This window comes from Azospirillum sp. (genome assembly GCF_035627195.1).
Lineage (GTDB): Bacteria > Pseudomonadota > Alphaproteobacteria > Azospirillales > Azospirillaceae > Azospirillum.
This window is the reverse complement of sequence record NZ_DASPMG010000047.1, coordinates 1-18,767: the sequence shown is the minus strand read 5'-3', so window position 1 is coordinate 18,767 and position 18,767 is coordinate 1. Positions and strand designations below refer to the sequence as shown.

20 protein-coding genes are annotated in these 18,767 nt (G+C 68.8%); 3 read left to right on the top strand and 17 right to left on the bottom strand.

Features of this window, described 5'->3' with window-relative positions; all coding sequences use genetic code 11:
* Nucleotides 1-62 precede the first annotated feature (62 nt).
* From gltX to VED21_RS04310, 3 genes are all read left to right on the top strand, one after another.
* On the top strand, nucleotides 63-1,475 hold the full coding sequence (gene gltX, locus VED21_RS04320) for a glutamate--tRNA ligase (protein ID WP_324881088.1): 1,413 nt from the start codon (nucleotides 63-65) through the stop codon (nucleotides 1,473-1,475).
* Between the two features lie 97 nt (nucleotides 1,476-1,572).
* Nucleotides 1,573-2,883 (top strand): citrate synthase, encoded by a 1,311-nt coding sequence (gene gltA, locus VED21_RS04315; RefSeq protein WP_324881087.1) that lies wholly within the window; start codon nucleotides 1,573-1,575, stop codon nucleotides 2,881-2,883.
* A complete protein-coding gene (locus VED21_RS04310; RefSeq protein ID WP_324881086.1) occupies nucleotides 2,876-3,079 on the top strand; it encodes a hypothetical protein in 204 nt (67 codons plus the stop codon). Before gltA ends, VED21_RS04310 begins: the two co-directional genes overlap by 8 nt.
* An 82-nt stretch (nucleotides 3,080-3,161) precedes the next feature.
* On the opposite strand, the gene VED21_RS04305 is transcribed toward VED21_RS04310, so the two are convergent.
* The 17 genes from VED21_RS04305 to tsf form a co-directional block, all read right to left on the bottom strand.
* Complete coding sequence (locus VED21_RS04305) at nucleotides 3,162-3,509, bottom strand: DUF488 domain-containing protein (protein WP_324881085.1); 348 nt, start codon at nucleotides 3,507-3,509, stop codon at nucleotides 3,162-3,164.
* Between the two features lie 15 nt (nucleotides 3,510-3,524).
* On the bottom strand, nucleotides 3,525-4,133 hold the full coding sequence (locus VED21_RS04300; RefSeq protein WP_324881084.1) for a glutathione S-transferase family protein: 609 nt from the start codon (nucleotides 4,131-4,133) through the stop codon (nucleotides 3,525-3,527).
* Nucleotides 4,134-4,217: 84 nt separating this feature from the next.
* Nucleotides 4,218-5,324, bottom strand: a complete 1,107-nt coding sequence (locus VED21_RS04295; protein WP_324881083.1) for an alpha/beta hydrolase family protein — start codon at nucleotides 5,322-5,324, stop codon at nucleotides 4,218-4,220.
* A gap of 109 nt (nucleotides 5,325-5,433) precedes the next feature.
* Nucleotides 5,434-5,829, bottom strand: a complete 396-nt coding sequence (gene gloA, locus VED21_RS04290) for a lactoylglutathione lyase (protein ID WP_324881082.1) — start codon at nucleotides 5,827-5,829, stop codon at nucleotides 5,434-5,436.
* Between the two features lie 2 nt (nucleotides 5,830-5,831).
* Nucleotides 5,832-7,025: a lipid-A-disaccharide synthase gene (lpxB, locus tag VED21_RS04285; RefSeq protein ID WP_324881081.1), complete on the bottom strand. Its 1,194-nt coding sequence runs from the start codon at nucleotides 7,023-7,025 to the stop codon at nucleotides 5,832-5,834.
* Complete coding sequence (locus VED21_RS04280; RefSeq protein ID WP_324881080.1) at nucleotides 7,022-7,843, bottom strand: LpxI family protein; 822 nt, start codon at nucleotides 7,841-7,843, stop codon at nucleotides 7,022-7,024. Before VED21_RS04280 ends, lpxB begins: the two co-directional genes overlap by 4 nt.
* The gene (gene lpxA, locus VED21_RS04275; RefSeq protein WP_324881078.1) at nucleotides 7,833-8,639 is read right to left on the bottom strand and encodes an acyl-ACP--UDP-N-acetylglucosamine O-acyltransferase; all 807 of its coding nucleotides are present in this window, start codon (nucleotides 8,637-8,639) and stop codon (nucleotides 7,833-7,835) included. The genes VED21_RS04280 and lpxA overlap by 11 nt, the downstream gene beginning before the upstream one ends.
* On the bottom strand, nucleotides 8,636-9,106 hold the full coding sequence (gene fabZ / locus VED21_RS04270) for a 3-hydroxyacyl-ACP dehydratase FabZ (protein WP_324881077.1): 471 nt from the start codon (nucleotides 9,104-9,106) through the stop codon (nucleotides 8,636-8,638). The genes lpxA and fabZ overlap by 4 nt, the downstream gene beginning before the upstream one ends.
* A 145-nt stretch (nucleotides 9,107-9,251) precedes the next feature.
* Nucleotides 9,252-9,869, bottom strand: a complete 618-nt coding sequence (locus tag VED21_RS04265; RefSeq protein WP_324881076.1) for an OmpH family outer membrane protein — start codon at nucleotides 9,867-9,869, stop codon at nucleotides 9,252-9,254.
* Between the two features lie 4 nt (nucleotides 9,870-9,873).
* Nucleotides 9,874-12,159 carry an outer membrane protein assembly factor BamA gene (bamA, locus tag VED21_RS04260; RefSeq protein WP_324881075.1) on the bottom strand — a complete coding sequence of 762 codons (2,286 nt, stop codon included), beginning with the start codon at nucleotides 12,157-12,159 and terminating at the stop codon, nucleotides 9,874-9,876.
* 77 nt (nucleotides 12,160-12,236) lie between these two features.
* Nucleotides 12,237-13,370 (bottom strand): RIP metalloprotease RseP, encoded by a 1,134-nt coding sequence (rseP, locus tag VED21_RS04255; RefSeq protein WP_324881074.1) that lies wholly within the window; start codon nucleotides 13,368-13,370, stop codon nucleotides 12,237-12,239.
* 64 nt (nucleotides 13,371-13,434) lie between these two features.
* Nucleotides 13,435-14,613, bottom strand: coding sequence for a 1-deoxy-D-xylulose-5-phosphate reductoisomerase (locus VED21_RS04250; RefSeq protein ID WP_324881073.1), 1,179 nt, complete (start codon nucleotides 14,611-14,613; stop codon nucleotides 13,435-13,437).
* On the bottom strand, nucleotides 14,604-15,455 hold the full coding sequence (locus VED21_RS04245; RefSeq protein ID WP_324881072.1) for a phosphatidate cytidylyltransferase: 852 nt from the start codon (nucleotides 15,453-15,455) through the stop codon (nucleotides 14,604-14,606). The genes VED21_RS04250 and VED21_RS04245 overlap by 10 nt, the downstream gene beginning before the upstream one ends.
* Complete coding sequence (locus tag VED21_RS04240) at nucleotides 15,397-16,137, bottom strand: isoprenyl transferase (protein WP_324881071.1); 741 nt, start codon at nucleotides 16,135-16,137, stop codon at nucleotides 15,397-15,399. Before VED21_RS04240 ends, VED21_RS04245 begins: the two co-directional genes overlap by 59 nt.
* Nucleotides 16,138-16,149: 12 nt before the next feature.
* Nucleotides 16,150-16,707: a ribosome recycling factor gene (gene frr, locus VED21_RS04235; RefSeq protein WP_324881070.1), complete on the bottom strand. Its 558-nt coding sequence runs from the start codon at nucleotides 16,705-16,707 to the stop codon at nucleotides 16,150-16,152.
* Between the two features lie 3 nt (nucleotides 16,708-16,710).
* Nucleotides 16,711-17,466 carry a UMP kinase gene (pyrH, locus tag VED21_RS04230; protein WP_324881069.1) on the bottom strand — a complete coding sequence of 252 codons (756 nt, stop codon included), beginning with the start codon at nucleotides 17,464-17,466 and terminating at the stop codon, nucleotides 16,711-16,713.
* Nucleotides 17,467-17,665: 199 nt separating this feature from the next.
* Complete coding sequence (tsf, locus tag VED21_RS04225) at nucleotides 17,666-18,601, bottom strand: translation elongation factor Ts (RefSeq protein WP_324881068.1); 936 nt, start codon at nucleotides 18,599-18,601, stop codon at nucleotides 17,666-17,668.
* Between the last annotated feature and the right edge of the window lie 166 nt (nucleotides 18,602-18,767).

Here is an 18,767-nt window from a genome sequence, read left to right as displayed (position 1 = left end):
CCGGCCGTTCTGTGCTACACACCGCACTGCAAAAGTCTGCGACCCTTGAGCTTGGTTTTCCAATGACCGTCGTCACCCGCTTCGCCCCGTCGCCCACCGGCTTCCTGCACATCGGCGGCGCCCGCACCGCGTTGTTCAACTGGCTGTTCGCCAAGCACCACGGCGGCACCTTCCTGCTGCGCATCGAGGACACCGACCGCGCCCGCTCCACGCAGGCCGCCGTCGACGCCATCCTCGACGGGCTGTCGTGGCTGGGCTTGGACTGGGACGGCAACGCCGTGTCGCAGTTCGACCGCAAGGACCGCCACGCCGAGGTGGCCAAGCAGATGCTGGCCGAGGGCAAGGCGTACCATTGCTACGCCAGTCCCGAGGAACTGGATGAGATGCGGGCCGCCCAGAAGGCCGCCGGCCAGCCGGTGCGCTACGACGGGCGCTGGCGCGACCGCGATCCGTCCGAGGCGCCGGCCGGCGTGCCCCCCGTGATTCGCCTGAAGGCCCCGCAGACCGGCGAGACGGTGCTGAAGGACCACGTGCAGGGCGAGGTGCGGGTGCAGAACCAGCAGCTCGACGACCTGATCCTGCTGCGCGCCGACGGCACGCCCACCTACCTGCTGGCCGTGGTGGTGGACGACCACGACATGGGCGTCACCCACGTTGTGCGCGGCGACGACCACCTGACCAACACCTTCCGCCAGATCCAGATCTACAACGCCATGGGCTGGGACCTGCCGCAGTTCGCGCACATCCCGCTGATCCACGGCCCGGACGGCGCCAAGCTGTCGAAGCGGCACGGGGCGCTGGGCGTCGACGCCTACCGCGACATGGGCTACCTGCCCGAAGCCGTACGCAACTACCTGCTGCGCCTGGGCTGGGCGCACGGCGACGACGAGATCATCTCGACCGAGCAGGCGATCGAGTGGTTCAACCTGGAGGGCATCGGCCGTTCGCCGTCGCGCTTCGACTTCGCCAAGCTGGAGAGCCTGAACGCGCACTACCTGCGCCAGGCGGACGACGCCCGCCTCGTCGGCCTCGTGGCGCCGCGGATCGAGAAGGAGATGGGCGCCGCCCTCACCGACGCGCAGCGCGACCTGCTGCTGCGCGCCATGAACGGGCTGAAGCAGCGCGCGCGCACCCTCGTCGATCTGGCCCAGAGTGCCCGCTTCTACGTGGCCGCCCGGCCGCTCTCCTACGACGACAAGGCCCGCGCCCTGCTGGACGACGCGGGACGCGCCGTGCTCACCGAACTCGCCGGCGTCTTCGAGCAAGAGCCGGAGTGGACCGCCGCCGCGCTGGAAGCCCGTGTCCGCCGGTTCGCCGAGGACAAGGGCGAAAAGCTTGGCAAGGTTGCCCAACCCCTGCGTGCCGCGCTCAGCGGTTCGACCGTGTCGCCGCCGATCTTCGAGGTCGCCGAGCTGCTCGGCCGGGCCGAGACGCTCGCACGCATGGGTGATGCGTCGAAGGCCGCATCCCGATAACTTCGATGCGTTGCACTATGGCGTTTGCGGAACTATGCTGCGCCGATTCGAAAGGGGCGGGAAGCCCTCAACCGGATAAAATAAAGGACGTGCCGAGATGACCCAGAACGCGTCGAGCGACACCGTCACCCTTATTGATAATCGTACGGGCAAGCAGGTGACCATGCCCGTGCTGCACGGCTCGACCGGACCGAGCGTGATCGACATCCGCAAGCTGTACGCGGAAACCGATTGCTTCACGTACGACCCGGGCTACACCTCGACCGGCAGCTGCGAGTCCAAGATCACCTACATCGACGGTGACGAAGGCGTTCTGCTGCACCGCGGCTATGCCATCGACGACCTGGCCGAGCACTCGACCTTCCCCGAGGTCTGCTTCCTCCTCCTGAACGGCCACCTGCCGAACGCCAAGGAGAAGGAGGACTTCGAGAACACCATCCGCCGCCACACGATGGTGCACGAGCAGCTCTCGAAGTTCTACAGCGGCTTCCGCCGCGACGCGCACCCGATGGCCGTGCTCTGCGGCGTGACCGGCGCGCTGTCGGCCTTCTACCACGACTCGATCGACATCGACGATCCGCAGCACCGGATGATCTCGTCGCACCGTCTGGTCGCCAAGATGCCGACGATGGCCGCCATGGCCTACAAGTACGCGGCCGGCCAGCCCTTCATGTACCCGCGCAACGACCTGTCGTACGCGGAGAACTTCCTGTACATGACCTTCGGCACCCCGTGCGAGCCGTACAAGGTCAACCCGATCCTGTCCAAGGCCATGGACAAGATCTTCATCCTGCACGCCAACCACGAGCAGAACGCCTCGACCTCGACCGTCCGCCTGGCCGGTTCGTCGGGTGCCAACCCGTTCGCCTGCATCGCCGCCGGCATCGCCTCGCTGTGGGGCCCGGCGCACGGTGGTGCGAACGAGGCCGTGCTGAAGATGCTGGAGGAGATCGGTTCGGTCGATCGCATTCCGGAAATCGTCCGCCGCGCCAAGGACAAGAACGACAACTTCCGCCTGATGGGCTTCGGTCACCGGGTCTACAAGAACTACGACCCGCGCGCGGCCGTCATGCGTAAGACCTGCCACGAGGTTCTGGGCGAGCTGGGCATCAAGAACGACCCGCTCCTCGACATCGCCATGGAGCTGGAGAAGATCGCCCTCGAGGACGATTACTTCGTCCAGAAGAAGCTGTACCCGAACGTCGACTTCTACTCGGGCATCATCCTGAAGGCGATGGGCTTCCCGACCAGCATGTTCACCGTGCTGTTCGCCGTGGCGCGCACCGTCGGCTGGATCAGCCAGTGGAAGGAGATGATCGAGGACCCGCAGCAGAAGATCGGCCGTCCGCGTCAGCTGTACACGGGCGAGACCAAGCGGCCGTTCGTGCCGCTGGCGCAGCGTGGCTAACCGGCCCACAGCACAGTTCGGCAAGGGTGGCTCCGATGGAGCCACCCGACCGCCGACCGCGTACCTCGTTCCGGCCCGCCGGGCGCGGCTTCTGCCCGCGGCCAACGACAACAAGCCGCCGCTCAAGCGCCGGCTGATCCGGCTGGCGGCCTGGGCCGCCATCGCCGGCGCCGTCGCGTTTCTGGTTTTCGGTTGAGCGGACCTTCGTAGGTTGGGTCTGGACCCAACGTACTTTGCATGGTCTGGAATGTTGGGTTTTCGCTGACGCTCAACCCAACCTACGGCGCTTCTTCCAGAATCCCCTTCAAAATCTCGGCGTGGGTGTGCTTTCCCTCGCCCGAGGCGTAGAGCAGCGTGACCGGCCCGTCCTTCAGGCGCCGCCGCAACTCATCCAGGGCCCCGGCGTTTCCCGCCAGCTCCGCCTTGTAGCGCTCCTGGAACTCCGGCCACTTCGCCTCGTCGTGCGCGTACCATGTGCGCAGGCCCGGGCTGGGCGCCACGTCGCGCATCCAGGCGTCGAGGCGCGCTTCCTCCTTCCGCAGGCCCCGCGGCCACAGCCGGTCGACCAGGATCCTCTGCCCGTCATCGGGTGCCGGCGGGTCGTAGACCCGCTTCAGCCGCAGCATGGCGCCCCTCCCCGCTCAGCCCTGGGTGATCGGAATGTGCGGCGCCTCGGCGGCCACCCGCGCCAGCCACGCGTTCACCGCCGGATAGGCGGACAGGTCGAAGCCGCCTTCATGCGCCACGTGCGTGTAGGCGTACAGCGCGACGTCGGCGATGCTCAGCCGCTCACCCACGAAAAACGGGCGCTCCCCGAGGTGCCCTTCCATGACGCCCAGCGCGTCGTAACCCTGCTTGCGCTTGCCGGGCAGCGCCATGGTGCGCTCGGGCGTCATTTCCACATGGTGGGTGATCCAGTAGCGCGGCGTGGCGACGTTGGGCTCGTGGCTGTACTGCTCGAAGAACATCCATTGCAGCACCTGCGCCCGCTCCAGCCGCCCGTCGGGCAGGTAGGGCGACCCTTCGGCCAGATACCAGATGATGGCGTTGGATTCGGCCACGAACGTGCCGTCCTCCAGTTCCAGCGTGGGGATGCGGCCGTTCGGGTTCTTCGCCAGGAACTCCGGCGTCCGCGTCCCGCCGTGGTCGATGTCCATCTCGACCCGTTCGAACGGGATGCCCAGCTTGTGCAGCATCAGCCGCACCTTGTAGCCGTTGCCGGAAGACAGGTTGTCGTACAGGCGCAGCATGTGTCGCGGTCCTTCTTATTCATCCGAGTTCGGATGAAAGGATGGCACGAGCCTCGCCCCCGATGCAACCCACAGGACGTGCATTCAGGGTGCGCGCGCGTCGTCGATCATCAACAGCCGACAAGCCTGCTTGGCGTGGCTTTCGCAGGCGGCGAGCGCGTCCGTCATGGCCTGCTGAACGCTCGGCCGGCCGCCGCGCCATCCCCACGCACCGTCCGGCGAGGTGGCGAAGGCCTTGCCGGGGGAAGCCCGCATGTATTCCTCGAACCCGGCGCGCGCCTTGTCGGACAGGCCGGGCGGCGGTGCCAGTTGGGCCATGGGCCGGGCGCGCGGGGCGAGCCCGCGCTCGGCGAGGAAGCGGTCGACGTAGGCCGACCAGATCGGCGTGCCGGCGTTGGAGAACAGGCTGTGTCCGTCCGTGCCGAAGGCATCGGCCATGATGAAGGCCGCCTTGCCGCCGGCCGCCGTGAAAGCCTCGTGGAACTGCCGTGCCAGCCGCGGCCCGAAGAAGTGATCGTTTTCGGAATAGACCCACAGCATCGGCACGCGCGAGGTGCGGCCGAAGGTGCGGAAGGCGGCGACCAGTTCGTGTTCGGCGCACACCTCGTCCTCGCGCTGGGATCCGCGGCCACCCGCGAAGCTGATGGCGGCGACGAGGCCCGGCGGCGGATCGGCGGTCAGCGCCACGGTGGCGAGACCGCCGGCGGAGCGTCCGACGCTGAGGACGCGGCTGCCGTCGACGTAGGGTTCGCGCACCATATGGGCGATGACGGCACGGATGTCCTCGGCGCCACGCTTGCCGGATGTGACGTAGTCCGGCTGCTTGCAGGGGCCGCTGCTCTCCACGTAGTCGCCGCCGGTGCCGCCGTAGCCGCGCCGCATGAACGCCACCGCCACCCAGCCGCGCCGGGCGAACTCGCGGGCCTGCGGAACCATGCCGGTGGGCGACATGCCCGGCCGCTCCGCCGCGTCGCGCGGGGCGCCATGGTTGAGGATCACGAGGGGATGGCGGCCGGGCCCGTCCGGGCGGACGACGACCGCCTCGAACGAGACGTTCACCGGGGCTCCGCCCCAGGTCATCGTGGCCGGGATGCGGATCGCCTGCTGCGCAATCCCCTCCGCCCCGGCGGCGGAACCCCAAAGCGCGGCAACCAGCGCCACGGCCATGCACCAGAGACGACCCGGCCCCATGACATCCCCCTATCGATCGGAGGAGCAGGATACACCGGATCGGCGCCCGGCCGCCACGCCACGACTCTGGCCGCCCCGACTCTGGACGTCGCGGCGGCCGGGCTTGCCGTCACTTCTTCTCGATCAGCTCGATCTTGTAGCCGTCCGGGTCCTCGATGAAGGCGATCACCGTGCTGCCGTGCTTCATCGGACCGGGCTCACGGGTTATCTTCGCACCCTCGGCGCGCAGCTTGTCGCAGGTGCCGTAGATGTCCGGCACGCCGATGGCGATGTGGCCATAGCCGGTGCCGATGCTGTACGGCTCCTTCTGGTCCCAGTTGTGGGTCAGCTCGATGACGGCCGTGTCCTTCTCGTCGCCGTACCCGACGAAGGCCAGCGTGAAGCGCCCGCCTTCGTAGTCGTTCTTGCGCAGCAGGTTCATGCCCAGCAGCCGCGTGTAGAAGTCCAGCGACTTGTCCAGGTCGAACACGCGCACCATCGTGTGCAGCATCCGGTATTCGCTCATTCTCACCCTCCAGTGTGTGCGGGCTTCGTGCCCTTCTGCTTCCGGCCGATCTCGTCCAGCACCACGCGGGCCGCGCGCTCGCTGGGCGGCTCGCCACCCTGGCCGAGCCAGCGGGCGACCTCGGCCACGCCGTCGACCTGCTCGCGCCGCGCCGCCGGATCGTCCAGCAGGCGCGCCACGGCCGTCGCCAGCTTATCCGGCCGGCAGTCCTCCTGCAGCAGTTCCGGGACCAACATCCGGTCCTGCATGAGGTTCACCAGGCTGACGTACTTCACCCGGATGAACCGCCGGTACAGCGCCACCGTGATCGGGCTGAGCCGGTAGGCCACCACCATCGGCAGCCCGGCCAGCGCCAGCTCCAGCGTCACCGTGCCGGACGCCGCCAGCGCCACCTCCGCCGCGGCGAAGGCGTCGTACTTGGCCTCGTCCCCTTCCACGACGATGGTGCGCACCGGCCAGCCGGCCACCTCCGCCGCCACCGTGTCGCGCACCGTCGCCACCGTCGGCACCACGGCGACGAGGCTGGGATGGCCGGAGCGCAGCCGGTCCAGCGTCGCGCGAAAGTCGGGCATCAGGCGCGTGACCTCGCTGCGGCGGCTGCCGGGCAGCACGGCGATCAGGCGCTCGTGCGGCTTGATGCCATGCGCCGTCCGGAATCGCGCCGCATCACCCTTCCCGGCCCCGCCCTCGACCACCGAGTGGCCGACGAACGTGCACGCCAGCCCGGCGCGCTCGAAGTACGGCGGCTCGAAGGGCAGGATGGCCAGCAGGTGGTCGTAAATGGCCGCGTATTTCTGCGCCCGCCCCGGCTTCCACGCCCACACCGTCGGCGCCACGTAATGGATCAGCGGAATCCGGGGCGCCGCCTGCCGCACCCGCTTGGCGACGCGCACGGTGAAGCCCGGCGAGTCGATGCTCACCACCACGTCGGGCTGCAGGCGGACGATCTCGGCCACCGTCTGGTCCATGCGGCGCAGCAGGTTGGGGATCTGGGGCAGCAGCTCGAACACGCCGAACAGCGCCAGTTCGGCCTGCGGCACCATGGTGTCCAGCCCCTCGGCCGCCATGCGTTCGCCGCCGATGCCGGCGAAGCGCACGGCGCCGCCGGTCAGCCGCTTGATCGCGGCCATCAGGCGCGCGCCCAGCGCGTCGCCCGACGGCTCGCCGGCGATCAGGAAGACCAGCGGTCCGTTCATTCTTGAACCTCGATGCCGACGACGAACAGGCCGAGTCGGTCGGCCGCCGCCCCCACCGCCGCCCGATCCACGATCAGGCTGCCGCCCGCCTGCACGGCAATCCCCGCCAAACCAGCCGAGGCCGCCTTCTCGACGGTCGTCGTGCCCATGGTCGGCAGGTCGAGGCGGCGATCCTGCTGCGGCTTCTTCACCTTCACCAGCACGCCGCCGCCGCCCGCCCGGCGCAGCCCCGCGCAACGTTCCAGCATGGCGTCGGTGCCCTCGATCGCCTCCACGGCCAGCACGATGCCCTGCTGCACCACGCACCCCTGGCCGACGTCGAGCGCGCCAAGGCCGCGCGCCACCTCCACCCCGCGGGCGATGTCGCGCGACGCCGCCTCGTCCGGCGCCAGCCGCCCGACCGGGCCGGCGGGCGTCAGCAGCTCTCCCAGGATCTCGTGCAGGCCGACGACGCGGAACCCCTCGCCCTCCAGCTCGCGCGCGACGGAGCGCAGCAGCCCGTCGTCGCCGAGCGCGCGGGTGCCGACCTTGGCCAGGAACTTGGTGGTGTACCAGTCGGGGAACAGTTCGCTGAAGGACGGACGGCGCACCGGGCCGGCGAACACGAGGTCGCCGACGCCCTCGGCCTTCAGGCGGGCGATGATGCTGCCGGCGGCGCCGAAGCGGCTCCACAAATGCGGGAAGCCGGCGACGGCGGCGGGGTCGGTCTGCCCTTCGAAGGCGACGATGAACACCTCGCGCCCCGTGCCGCGCACCGCCGCGGCAAGGCGGGCCGGCAGGTCGCCGCCGCCCGCCAGGATGCCGACCTTAGGCGCCATTCTCCATGCGCGGCTGGAGAAGCGGGCGCGACGACTTGCCGCGGATGAAGTCGAGGATCTGGGCGACCAGCGTCTGCCCCTCGTACTCGCGGCTGACTTCCTCCAGGCGGCTGGCGAAGGTGTCGCCGGCCGACGCGAACAGCATCTTGTAGGCGGCGCGCAGGCCGCGCACGTCGTCCTTCGTGAAGCCGCGCCGCTCCAGCCCCACGAGGTTGAGCCCGGCCAGCTTGGCCCGCTCGCCCATCACCAGGCCGTAGGGAATGACGTCGTTCTCGACGCCCGACATGCCGCCGATCATGGCGTGCGGGCCGATGCGCACGAACTGGTGCACCGCCGACAGGCCGCCCAGGATGGCGTAATCGCCAACCGTCACGTGGCCGCCCAGCGTGGCGTTGTTGGCGAGGATCACGTGGTCGCCGACGATGCAGTCGTGCGCGACGTGCGATCCCACCATGAACAGGCCGTGGTCGCCCACCTTCGTCACCATCCCGCCACCCTCGGTGCCGGGGTTCATGGTGACGTTCTCGCGGATGCGGTTGTGCCGGCCGATGATCAGCTCGGACGCCTCGCCCTTGAACTTCAGGTCCTGCGGCGGATGGCCCAGCGAGGCGAACGGATAGACCACCGTGCCCTCGCCAATGCGCGTGCGGCCCTCGACCACCACGTGCGAGGTCAGGCGGACGTTGTCGCCAAGCTCGACATCGGGGCCGACCACGCAGAACGGGCCGATGACGACGCCGGCGCCGAGCTTCGCCGCGGAATCGACGACGGAACTGGGATGGATCGAGACGGTCATTTCTCGTCCAGGATCATGGCGGAGAAGATGGCTTCCGAGCACAGCGTGTCGCCGACCTTGGCCTCGCCCTTGAACTTCCAGACGTTGCCGCGGCTGCGCACCTTGGTCACGTGGATGTGAAGCGTGTCGCCCGGCATCACCGGCTTGCGGAAGCGCGCCTCGTCCACGGTCATGAAATAGACCAGCTTGCCCTCCGCCTCGGTGCCCAGCGTGGCGACCACCAGCACGGCGGCGGTCTGCGCCATGGCCTCGATCATCATGACGCCCGGCATCACCGGCCGCGAGGGGAAGTGCCCGGCGAAGAACGGTTCGTTGATCGTCACGTTCTTGACGCCGACCGCGCTCTCTCCCAGGTTCACGTCGACCACGCGGTCGATCATGAGCATGGGGTAGCGATGCGGGATCATCTGCATGACCCGCATGATGTCGATGTCGGCCACCTTCTTGTTTTCCGCCGTCACATCCATCGTCCGACCATCCGCTGTGCGCGCCTGTCCGCGTGCGCGCAAGGAGAATACAACGCCGCCACCGCGGGAGACGAGGCACGTTGTGCCCCATTTCCCGCAGCCGATCAATCGCTATGCCGAAGGGCGCCCGGAAGGGCGCCCGCTCTTACTGCTTGGGGATCGACACGGCGACGGTGGGCAGCTTCTTGTTCAGCCGCTCGAGCACGACGTCGGTCACGTCGAGCTGCGTGTCGACCAGCACCACCTGATGCCGGGCGAGCACGAGGTTGGCGCTCTGCGCCCGCGCCACGTCGGCGATGATCTCCACCATGTTCTTCTGAACCTGGCCCATCGCCTCGTTCAGCGCGGTGTCGAGCGCCCGCTTGCGGTTCTGCACCGTGCGCTGCACGTCGGCGACCTGCTTCTCGAAGTCGCGGCGCTTGTTGGCGAACGCGTCCGGCGACAGCACGGTCTGCTGCTTGCGCAGTTCCGCCTCGCCGTTGCGCAGCTTGTCCTCCAGCGCGGAGATTTCCTTCTGGTAGGTGTCGCGCTGCGACTCGACCGCCGTCTGGATGCCCTTCGACGCCGTCGAATCCTGCAGGATCTTCTGCACGTCGACGACGACGATGATCGGCGCCTTGGCGGTCGCACCGGGGCCGGGCGGCTGCTGCGCCGGCGCCTGGGGCGCCGGCTGGGCCTGCTGGGCGGTCGCCGAGAGCGGGATGAGTGCGCTGGTGGCGAGCGCGGCGGCGCCCACGAGCGCCCGGATGGTGGAGAGCTGCATGATTCTAGAACCTGGTTCCAAAGCTGAAGCGGAAGATTTCCTTGCGGTCGTAGCCTTCCTTGAGGATCGGCAGCGCCAGATCCACGCGGATGGGGCCGAAGGGCGACCGCCAGGAAACGCCGGTGCCGACCGACATGCGGATCGACTCCTCGTCGGGCACGAACGGGTCGTTCTTGATGGTGCTGTTGCCCAGCACGCCGACGTCGGAGAAGGCGTGGGCCTTCAGCCCGAACTCCTCCGGCAGGCCGAGCGGGAAGGTCATCTCGACCGACGCACGGCCATAGCGGCGCCCGCCCAGCGCGTCGCTGGTGCGCGTGTCGCGCGGGCCGACGCCCGCCGTGCGGAAGCCGCGCAGCGTGTCGCCGCCCAGGAAGAAGCGGTCGGCCAGATAGATCGGCTTGCCGAGGCCGACGAGGTAGCCGACTTCCGCCGTGGTGCTCAGCACCCACTCGTCGCCGCTGCTCAGCGGCAGGTAGTAGCCACCGCCCAGGCGCGTGCGGATGAAGCGCGAGCTGCCGCCCAGGCCGGCCACGTCGGTCACGAGGCGCACGTAATAGCCGTCCGTCGGGGTGAGGCGGCTGTTGCGGCGGTCGTAGATCAGCTCCTGGCCGATGATCGAGTTAACGTGCGCACCCTTCTCCTGCTTGATGTAGATGGAGGCGGAGTCCGGCACGCGGTCGATGCTGGTGCTCTGAAGCTGGTAATAGACGCGCTGGCGCAGGTTTTCCGACAGCGGGAAGCCGAGGCGCAGCGAGAAGCCGTTGTTCTTCTCGTCGTACGACGCCTCGTCCTGGTAGTTGCGGGTGATCCGGTAGAGGTCGAAGCCCGCCGACAGGTCGCGGTCGAGGAAGTACGGCTCGGTGAAGCTGATGTCGTACTCCTGCCGGCGCTGCGCGATGGTCGCGCCGAAGCGGAGGTCCTGGCCGCGGCCGAGCAGGTTGCGCTCGCGGATCGAGAAGTCGCCCAACGGACCGTCGGAGGTCGAGAAACCGGCGCCCAGTGCGATTTCACCGGTCGACTGTTCCGTCACCTCGACGTTGACCACCGAGCGGTCGGGTGCGGAACCCTCCTGCGTGGTGACCTGCACGCGCTCGAAGAAGCCCAGGTCCTTCACCCGCTGTTCCGACCGGCGCAGCTTGGAGGTGTTGAACGGGTCGCCTTCGGCCAGCAGCAGCTCGCGCCGGATGACCTTGTCCAGCGTGCGGACGTTGCCGTTCACGTCGATGCGCTCGACGAAGACGCGGGGTCCCTCGGCGATCTCGTAGGTGATGTCGATGATGCGCTTCTCGCGGTCGCGGTTGATGCGCGGCCGCACGTCGACGAAGGCGTACTGAAGGTCGCCGACCGCGTTGGTCAGCTTGGTGATGGTGTCCTCGACCTCCTGCGCGTTGTACCACTCACCCTCGCGGGTGAGCAGGACGCCGCGCAGCGCCTGCGGGTCGAGCGCCTTCAGGTTGCTGTTGATGTCGATCTTGCCGAACTTGTAGCGCTCGCCCTCGTCCACCGTGAAGGTGATGACGAAGTCGTTGCGGTCCGGCGTCAGCTCCGCCACCGCCGAGACGACGCGGAAGTCGGCGTAGCCCTCGCGCAGGTAGAAGCGGCGCAGCAGCTCGCGGTCGTAGGTCAGGCGATCGGGATCGTAGTTGTCGTCCGACGTCAGGAAGCGCCACCAGGCGCTTTCCTTCGTCATGACCGTCTCACGCAGCGTCCCGTCGCTGAATTCCTGGTTGCCGATGAAGTTGATGCCGCGCACGCCGGTGCGCACGCCCTCGTTGATCTCGAAGACGAGGTCGACGCGGTTCTGGTCGAGCTGGATGATCTTCGGCTCCACCGTGGCGGCGAAGCGGCCCTGGCGGCGGTAGATCTCGATCAGGCGCTGCACGTCGTTCTGCACGCGGGTGCGCGTGTAGACGACTCGCGGCCGCAGCTGGATCTCCTTCTCCAGCTGGTCGTCCTCGATGCGCTTGTTCCCCTCGAAGGCGATGCGGTTGATGATCGGGTTTTCCTTCACCGCGACCACCAGCGCGTCGCCCTCGCGGCGGATCTGCACGTCGGCGAACAAGCCGGTGGCGTACAGCGCCTTCAGCGACTCGTCGATGCGGTCGGGGTTGAAGGGTTCGCCCGGCTGCACCGCAAGGTACGAGCGGACCGTGGAGGGTTCGATGCGCTGGGAGCCTTCGACGCGGATATCCCGGACGGTCCCGCCCGAGAAGACTTGCGCGACCTGCGTCCGATCCACCACCAGCGGAGCCCCGGCCGATTGGGCCATGGCCATAGATACCGTTGTCATGGCGCAGCCAGCCATCAGGCTGAGCGCCAGAACCCTCGACGACACCCGCAAAGCACGCCCCCTGGCTCTGAATCGATTTAGGAGATTAGTCCTCGAAAGAAATCGACCACGCGGAGCTGAACAAGGTCGTTCCACGTGGCGAAGACCATGAGGCTTAATACCAGAGCCAGTCCGATGCGGAAACCGTATTCTTGCGCTCGCGGTCCGAGCGGCCGGCCGCGCAGGGCCTCGATCCCGTAGAAAAGAAGGTGGCCACCGTCCAGAAGCGGGACGGGGAACAGGTTGATCAACCCAAGATTGACCGACAGGAACGCCATGAACCAGACCATGGTGTAGAAGCCGGTCTGGGCGACCTCGCCCGACATCTGGGCGATGCGCAGCGGGCCGCCCAGCTCCTCTGTGCCGCGCGTTCCCTCGACCATCTGGCCGAGCGCGGTGAAGGTGCCGCCGATCATGCCGAACACTTCGCGGCCTGCCTGCCACGCCGCCGACAGCGGATCGTGACGGCGGGTCTCGGTGCCGCCGCGGGTGATGCCGAGCAGGCCGATGCGGTGCACGTTGCCGAATCGGTCCTTCACTTCAGAGGAGTCGGGGACGGCGGTCAACGTCACCGGCTTGCCGTCGCGCTGCACCTCGAAGGCCAGCGGCCGGCCCGGATTCATGCTGACGACCTGGCGGATCTCCTCGAATCGCTGGATGCTGGCGCCGTCGATGGCGACGATCTCGTCACCCGGCTGCAGGCCAGCGCGCTCGGCCGCACTGCCCGGCTGGATGCCGCCGACGTCGGGGGGCGTGAACGGCTGCCCGGCGGTTGCGAAGAGGAGGGTGAGCGCCACCAGCGCGAAGGCGAAATTGGCGAGCGGTCCGGCGGCCACCACGGCGGCGCGCTGGCCCAGCCGCTTGTGGTGGAAGGAAACGGCCTTTTCGGACTCGGTCATGTGCGGCAGTTCGGCGCCCGGCGTGCTGGCGGGGTCGGCGTCGCCGAACATCTTCACATAGCCGCCCAGCGGAATGGCGCTGAACTTCCAGCGCGTGCCGGCGCGGTCGTGGAAGCCGAACAGCTCCGGCCCGAAGCCGATCGAGAACACCTCGACCCGCACGCCGTTGCGGCGCGCGATGAAATAGTGTCCGAACTCGTGCACGAACACGAGCACCGAGAGAACCACCAGGAACGCCAGCACCGACGTTCCGAAACCGCCCAGGACGTCCATAAACCCTTTGCCTTCGATGCGCCGCCCGCACCCCGCACGACCAGGGAACGGCGGCTGCGTGGTGTCAGGCGGCGAGGCGCATCACCAGCGCATCCGCATACCGGCGGGCCTCGGCGTCGACCGCCCGCACCTCCCCCAGATCGTGGAGGGGCTGGTGCGGCAGCGCCGCCAACGTCTTCTCGACGACCTTCTCGATGTCGAGAAAGCCGATTCGGCGTTCCAGGAACGCCTGCACGGCCACCTCATTGGCGGCACTGAGGATAGTAGGTGCGCCCCCACCGCTTTGCAAGGCCACCCGGGCCAGCCGCAGGGCCGGAAACCGTTCGGGATCAGGGGCTTCGAAGGACAGGGTCGCGGCCTTGACGAGGTCCAGCCGCTCGGCCGGCGTCTCGATCCGGTCCGGCCACGCCAGCGCGTAGGCGATGGGCGTGCGCATGTCCGGCGTGCCCAGCTGCGCCAGCACCGAACCGTCCACGTATTCCACCAGCGAATGCACGACCGACTGCGGGTGGACCAGCACGTCGATGCGCTCCTCCGGGATGCCGAAGAGGAAGTGCGCCTCGATCAGCTCCAGCCCCTTGTTCATCATGGTGGCACTGTCGACGGAGATCTTGGCGCCCATGTCCCAGGTCGGGTGGGCCACCGCCTGCTCCGGCGTCGCCGCCGCCATGAAGGCGCGGTCCTTCGTGCGGAAGGGCCCGCCGCTGGCGGTGAGCACCAGCCGCCGCACGCGCTGCGGATGGGCGAAGTCGAAGCACTGGTAGATGGCGCTGTGCTCGCTGTCGACGGGCAGGAGGGCCGCGCCGTGCGCCTTCACCTCCTCCATCATCAGCGCACCGGCGCAGACCAGCACCTCCTTGTTGGCGAAGGCGACGCAGGCGCCGCGGCGCACGGCGGCCAGAGTCGGCTCCAGCCCGGCGGCGCCGACGATGGCGGCCATCACCACCTCGGAAGGCCGTTGCGCCGCCTCGGCCACGGCCTGCGGCCCGGCCGCCGCCTCGACTCCGGTGCCGGCCAGCGCGTCCTTCAGCTCGGCGTAGCCGGCGGGATCGGCGACTACCGCCATGCGCGGCTTCAGCGCGCGGGCCTGCTCGGCCAGCAGGCGGACGTTGCGGTTGGCGGTCAGCGCCTCCACCGCGAAGGCCTCCGGCGCGCGGGCGACGATATCGACCGTCTGCGTGCCGACCGATCCGGTCGAGCCCAGGATCGTCACCCGCCGGGGCGTCTCGCCCTTCACCACCATGCCAGCCTCGCACCAACGGTCGCGTGAAACACTGCCAGCACCGGGGCCGCGACCAACAGCCCGTCGATGCGGTCCAGAAGGCCCCCGTGGCCGGGGATCAGGTTGCCGCTGTCCTTGACGTCGAAACGCCGCTTCACCCAGGATTCGAACAGGTCGCCGATCTGGCTGACCACCGCCAGCAGCCCGGCGACGCCCAGCGCCAGCGCCGGAACCGCGGCGTTGTCGACCACGGCCACCCCCCAGCCGAACAGGCCGGCGGCGATGACGCCGCCGATCAGCCCGGCCCAGGTCTTCTTCGGGCTGATGCGCGGCGCCAGCTTCGGCCCGCCGATGGAGCGGCCGGCGGCGTAGGCGCCGATGTCCGTCGCCCAAACGGCCAGCAGCGCGAACAGGAACAGCCCCAGCCCGGCCGAGGGATCCTCGCGCAGCCAGCCCAGCCCGACCACCCCGGCCGCCACATAGGGCACGCCGAGGCCGGTCAACCCGCGCTCCGCCTTGTCGGCGAAGAAGCCGACCAGCGGCCAGAACGCCACGCCCACGCCGAACGCGAAGAGCGGACCCGTGACCATGTAGGCCGCCAGCACGGCGGCGATCCCCACGTACGACGCCACAAGCGGCCGGCCCGCCCGGTCGCCCGCCACGATCAGCACCCATTCGCGCAGGGCGAGCACGGCGCCCACCACCAGCAGAAGGCGGAACACCCAGCCGCCGATCCACACCGCGGCCAACACCAGCGGCCCCAGCACCAGGGCCGACAGCACGCGCGTCTTGAGGTCGCTGGTCCTAGCGGCTGCCGGCGGTGGTGGCGCCGAACCGGCGCTCCCGGCGGTGGAACTCTTCAATGGCGGCCTCCAGGTCGCGCTTGGTGAAGTCTGGCCACAGCGTGTCGACGAAGACCAGCTCCGAATAGGCCGACTGCCACAGCAGGAAGTTGCTCAGGCGCTGTTCGCCGCTGGTGCGGACGATGAGGTCCGGATCCGGGATGTCGGCGGTGTACAGGCGGGCGGTGACCGCCTCCTCGTCGATGGCGGCGGGGTCCAGGCGGCCGGCCTTGACCTCTTCGGCCAAGCGGCGGGCGGCCATGGCGATCTCCTGGCGCGAGCCGTAGCTCAGCGCCACCACCAGCGTCAGCGCCTTGTTGTCGGCGGTCAGCCCTTCCGCCTGGTCGATCAGGCGGTTGATGTCGTCGGCCAAGCGGGTGCGGTCGCCCATCACCCGCAGGCGCACGCCGGCCTTGTGCAGCTCGGCGATTTCACTGCGCAGGTAGAAGCGCAGCAGGCCCATCAGGTCGGAGACTTCCTCCTCGGGCCGGCGCCAGTTCTCCGAGGAGAAGCTGAAGATCGTCAGGTAGCCGATGCCCAGCTCACGCGCCGCCTCGACCGTGCGGCGCACCGCCTCCACGCCCTTCTTGTGGCCGGCGGTGCGCGGCAAGCCGCGCGCCTTTGCCCAACGGCCGTTCCCGTCCATGATGATGGCCACGTGGACGGGCGGTTCCGCCGGGCGGCTCTGCTCAGCGTCGCGCATGCTGGTCCGCTCCTAGACCTGCATGATGTCCTTTTCCTTGCTGGCCAAGGCGTCGTCGATCTGCTTGATGTGCTGATCGGTCATGGCCTGCACCTTGTCCTGCCAGGTCTTCTGCTCGTCCTGGGTGATGTCGCCGTTCTTTTCCGCCTTCTTCAGCATGTCCATGCCGTCGCGGCGCACGTTGCGCACCGCCACGCGGGCCTGCTCGGCGTACTTGTGGGCGACCTTGACCAGCTCCTGGCGGCGCTCCTGGTTCAGGTCGGGGATCGGCACGCGGATCACCTGCCCCTCGGTCTGCGGGTTCAGGCCCAGGCCACCGTCACGGATCGCCTTCTCCACCGCCTTGACCATGCCGCGGTCCCACACCTGCACCGTGATCATGCGCGGCTCGGGCACGCTGACCGTGGCGACTTCCTTGAGGTGCATCCGGCTGCCGTACGCCTCGACCTGCACGGGTTCGAGAAGGCTGGCCGAGGCGCGGCCGGTCCGCAGGCCGCTCAGTTCCTTCTTGAAGGCCTCAAGCGCGCCGTCCATGCGGCGCCTGACGTCGGACACATCGGGTTCGGCCACGGTTCACTCCCTTTCTTCGGTAATGATGGTGAACTTGCCACGTCCGGCCATCACTTCGGCGAACGCCCCGGCGGTGTGGATCGAGAAGACCAGTATGGGGATGTGGCTCTCGCGCGCCAAGGAAATTGCCGAAGCGTCCATGACCTGCAGGTCGCGCGACAGCACGTCCAGGTAGGTCAGGCGCTCATAGCGTTCGGCATCGGGGACCTTCTTGGGATCGGCGGTGTACACCCCGTCCACCTGCGTGCCCTTCAGCAGCGCGTCGCACCCCATTTCCGAGGCGCGCAGCGCCGCGGCGGTGTCGGTGGTGAAGAACGGGTTGCCGGTGCCGGCGGCGAAGATCACCACGCGGCCCTTCTCCATGTGCCGGATGGCGCGGCGGCGGATGTAGGGCTCGCACACCGTCGACATCGGGATGGCCGACTGCACGCGCGTGTTGACGTCCATGCGCTCCAGCGCGGACTGCATGGACAGCGCGTTCATGATGGTGGCGAGCATGCCGATGTAGTCGGCGCTGGCGCGCTCCATCCCCGACGCCGCACCCTTGACGCCGCGGAAGATGTTGCCGCCGCCGATCACCAGGCAGACCTGGACGCCCAGCGCCACCACCGCCTTCACCTCGCTGGCGACGCGGTTGACGACCTCGGGGTCGAGGCCATAGTCGCGCTGGCCCATCAGGGCCTCGCCCGACACCTTCAGCAGCACGCGCTTGAAACGCACGCCCGCGGCGGGTGCCGGCGCGCCGGAGGTTTCAGCCATGGATCGCTCCCCGTCTGGTGGTCGCGGTTTGGAAGGTCGGTCGGATGCCGACTGCCGGCCCGAACATAGGCCTTTTGCCTGCGGCTGTCCCCCTGTCCAAGCGTCATGCCCGCACGGGCGGGCATGACGGTGGACGGTGGTTCGGCCGTTGGGCGGATCGGCCGATGGGCATCGGCCGATCGCGATCGGAACGGTCCGATCAGCCCTGGGTCTGGCCGGCGGCCGCGGCGACCTCGGCCGCGAAGTCGCTCTCGGCCTTCTCGATGCCCTCGCCCAGCGCGTAGCGGACGAAGCCGGTGAGTTTGACCGGCGTGCCCAGCTCCTTGGCGACCTTCTCGACCACGGCGCGGACCTTGGTCTCGCCGTCGATCACGTAGGTCTGCTCGAGCAGGCAGACTTCCTCGTAGTACTTGCGCAGGCGGCCTTCGACCATCTTCTCGATGATGTTCTCCGGCTTGCCCGAGGCGCGGGCCTGATCGGCCAGCACGTTCTTCTCGCGCTCCAGCGCCGAGACGTCGACGTCGGCCACGTCCAGCGCGTCCGGACGGGCGGCGGCCACGTGCATGGCGATCTGCTTGCCCAGCTCGGTCAGCTTGGCGACGTCGCCGGTCGACTCCAGCGCCACCAGCACGCCGATCTTGCCGAGGCCCGGCGCGATGGCGGTGTGGATGTAGCTGGTGACCACGCCGGCCGACACGCTCAGCTTGGCGGCGCGGCGCAGGTTCATGTTCTCGCCGATGGTGGCGATCAGGCTGGTCAGCTCGTCCTGCACGGTGTGGCCGGCGCCGGGGTAGCCGGCGGCCTTCAGCGCCTCGATGTCGGCGCCGGTGGTCAGCGCGACCTTGGCGGACTCGGCGGCGAAGCCCTGGAACTTCTCGTTGCGGGCGACGAAGTCGGTCTCGGCGTTCACCTCGACCACGGCACCGGCGGTGCCGGAGGTGGCGACGGCGACGAGGCCCTCGGCGGCCACGCGGCCGGACTTCTTGGCGGCGGCGGCAAGACCCTTCTTGCGCAGCCAGTCCACGGCGCCCTCGAGGTCGCCATTCGTCTCGCCCAGCGCCTTCTTGCAATCCATCATGCCGGCGCCGGTCTTCTCGCGCAGTTCCTTGACGAGCGCAGCGGTAATCTCGGCCATGGGGGAGCCCTTTCCTCGAAAAATCTAAGTACGAATCGACCTGACCAACTCAGGCCCGAACTCACAAAAAAAGGCAGCCGGACCAGACGAAGCGCGGCCCGGCTGCCCTTTTGCCTGGCGTCAGGCCTGGGCCGGAGCCTGCTCGGCCTCGGCGGGGGCCTCTTCC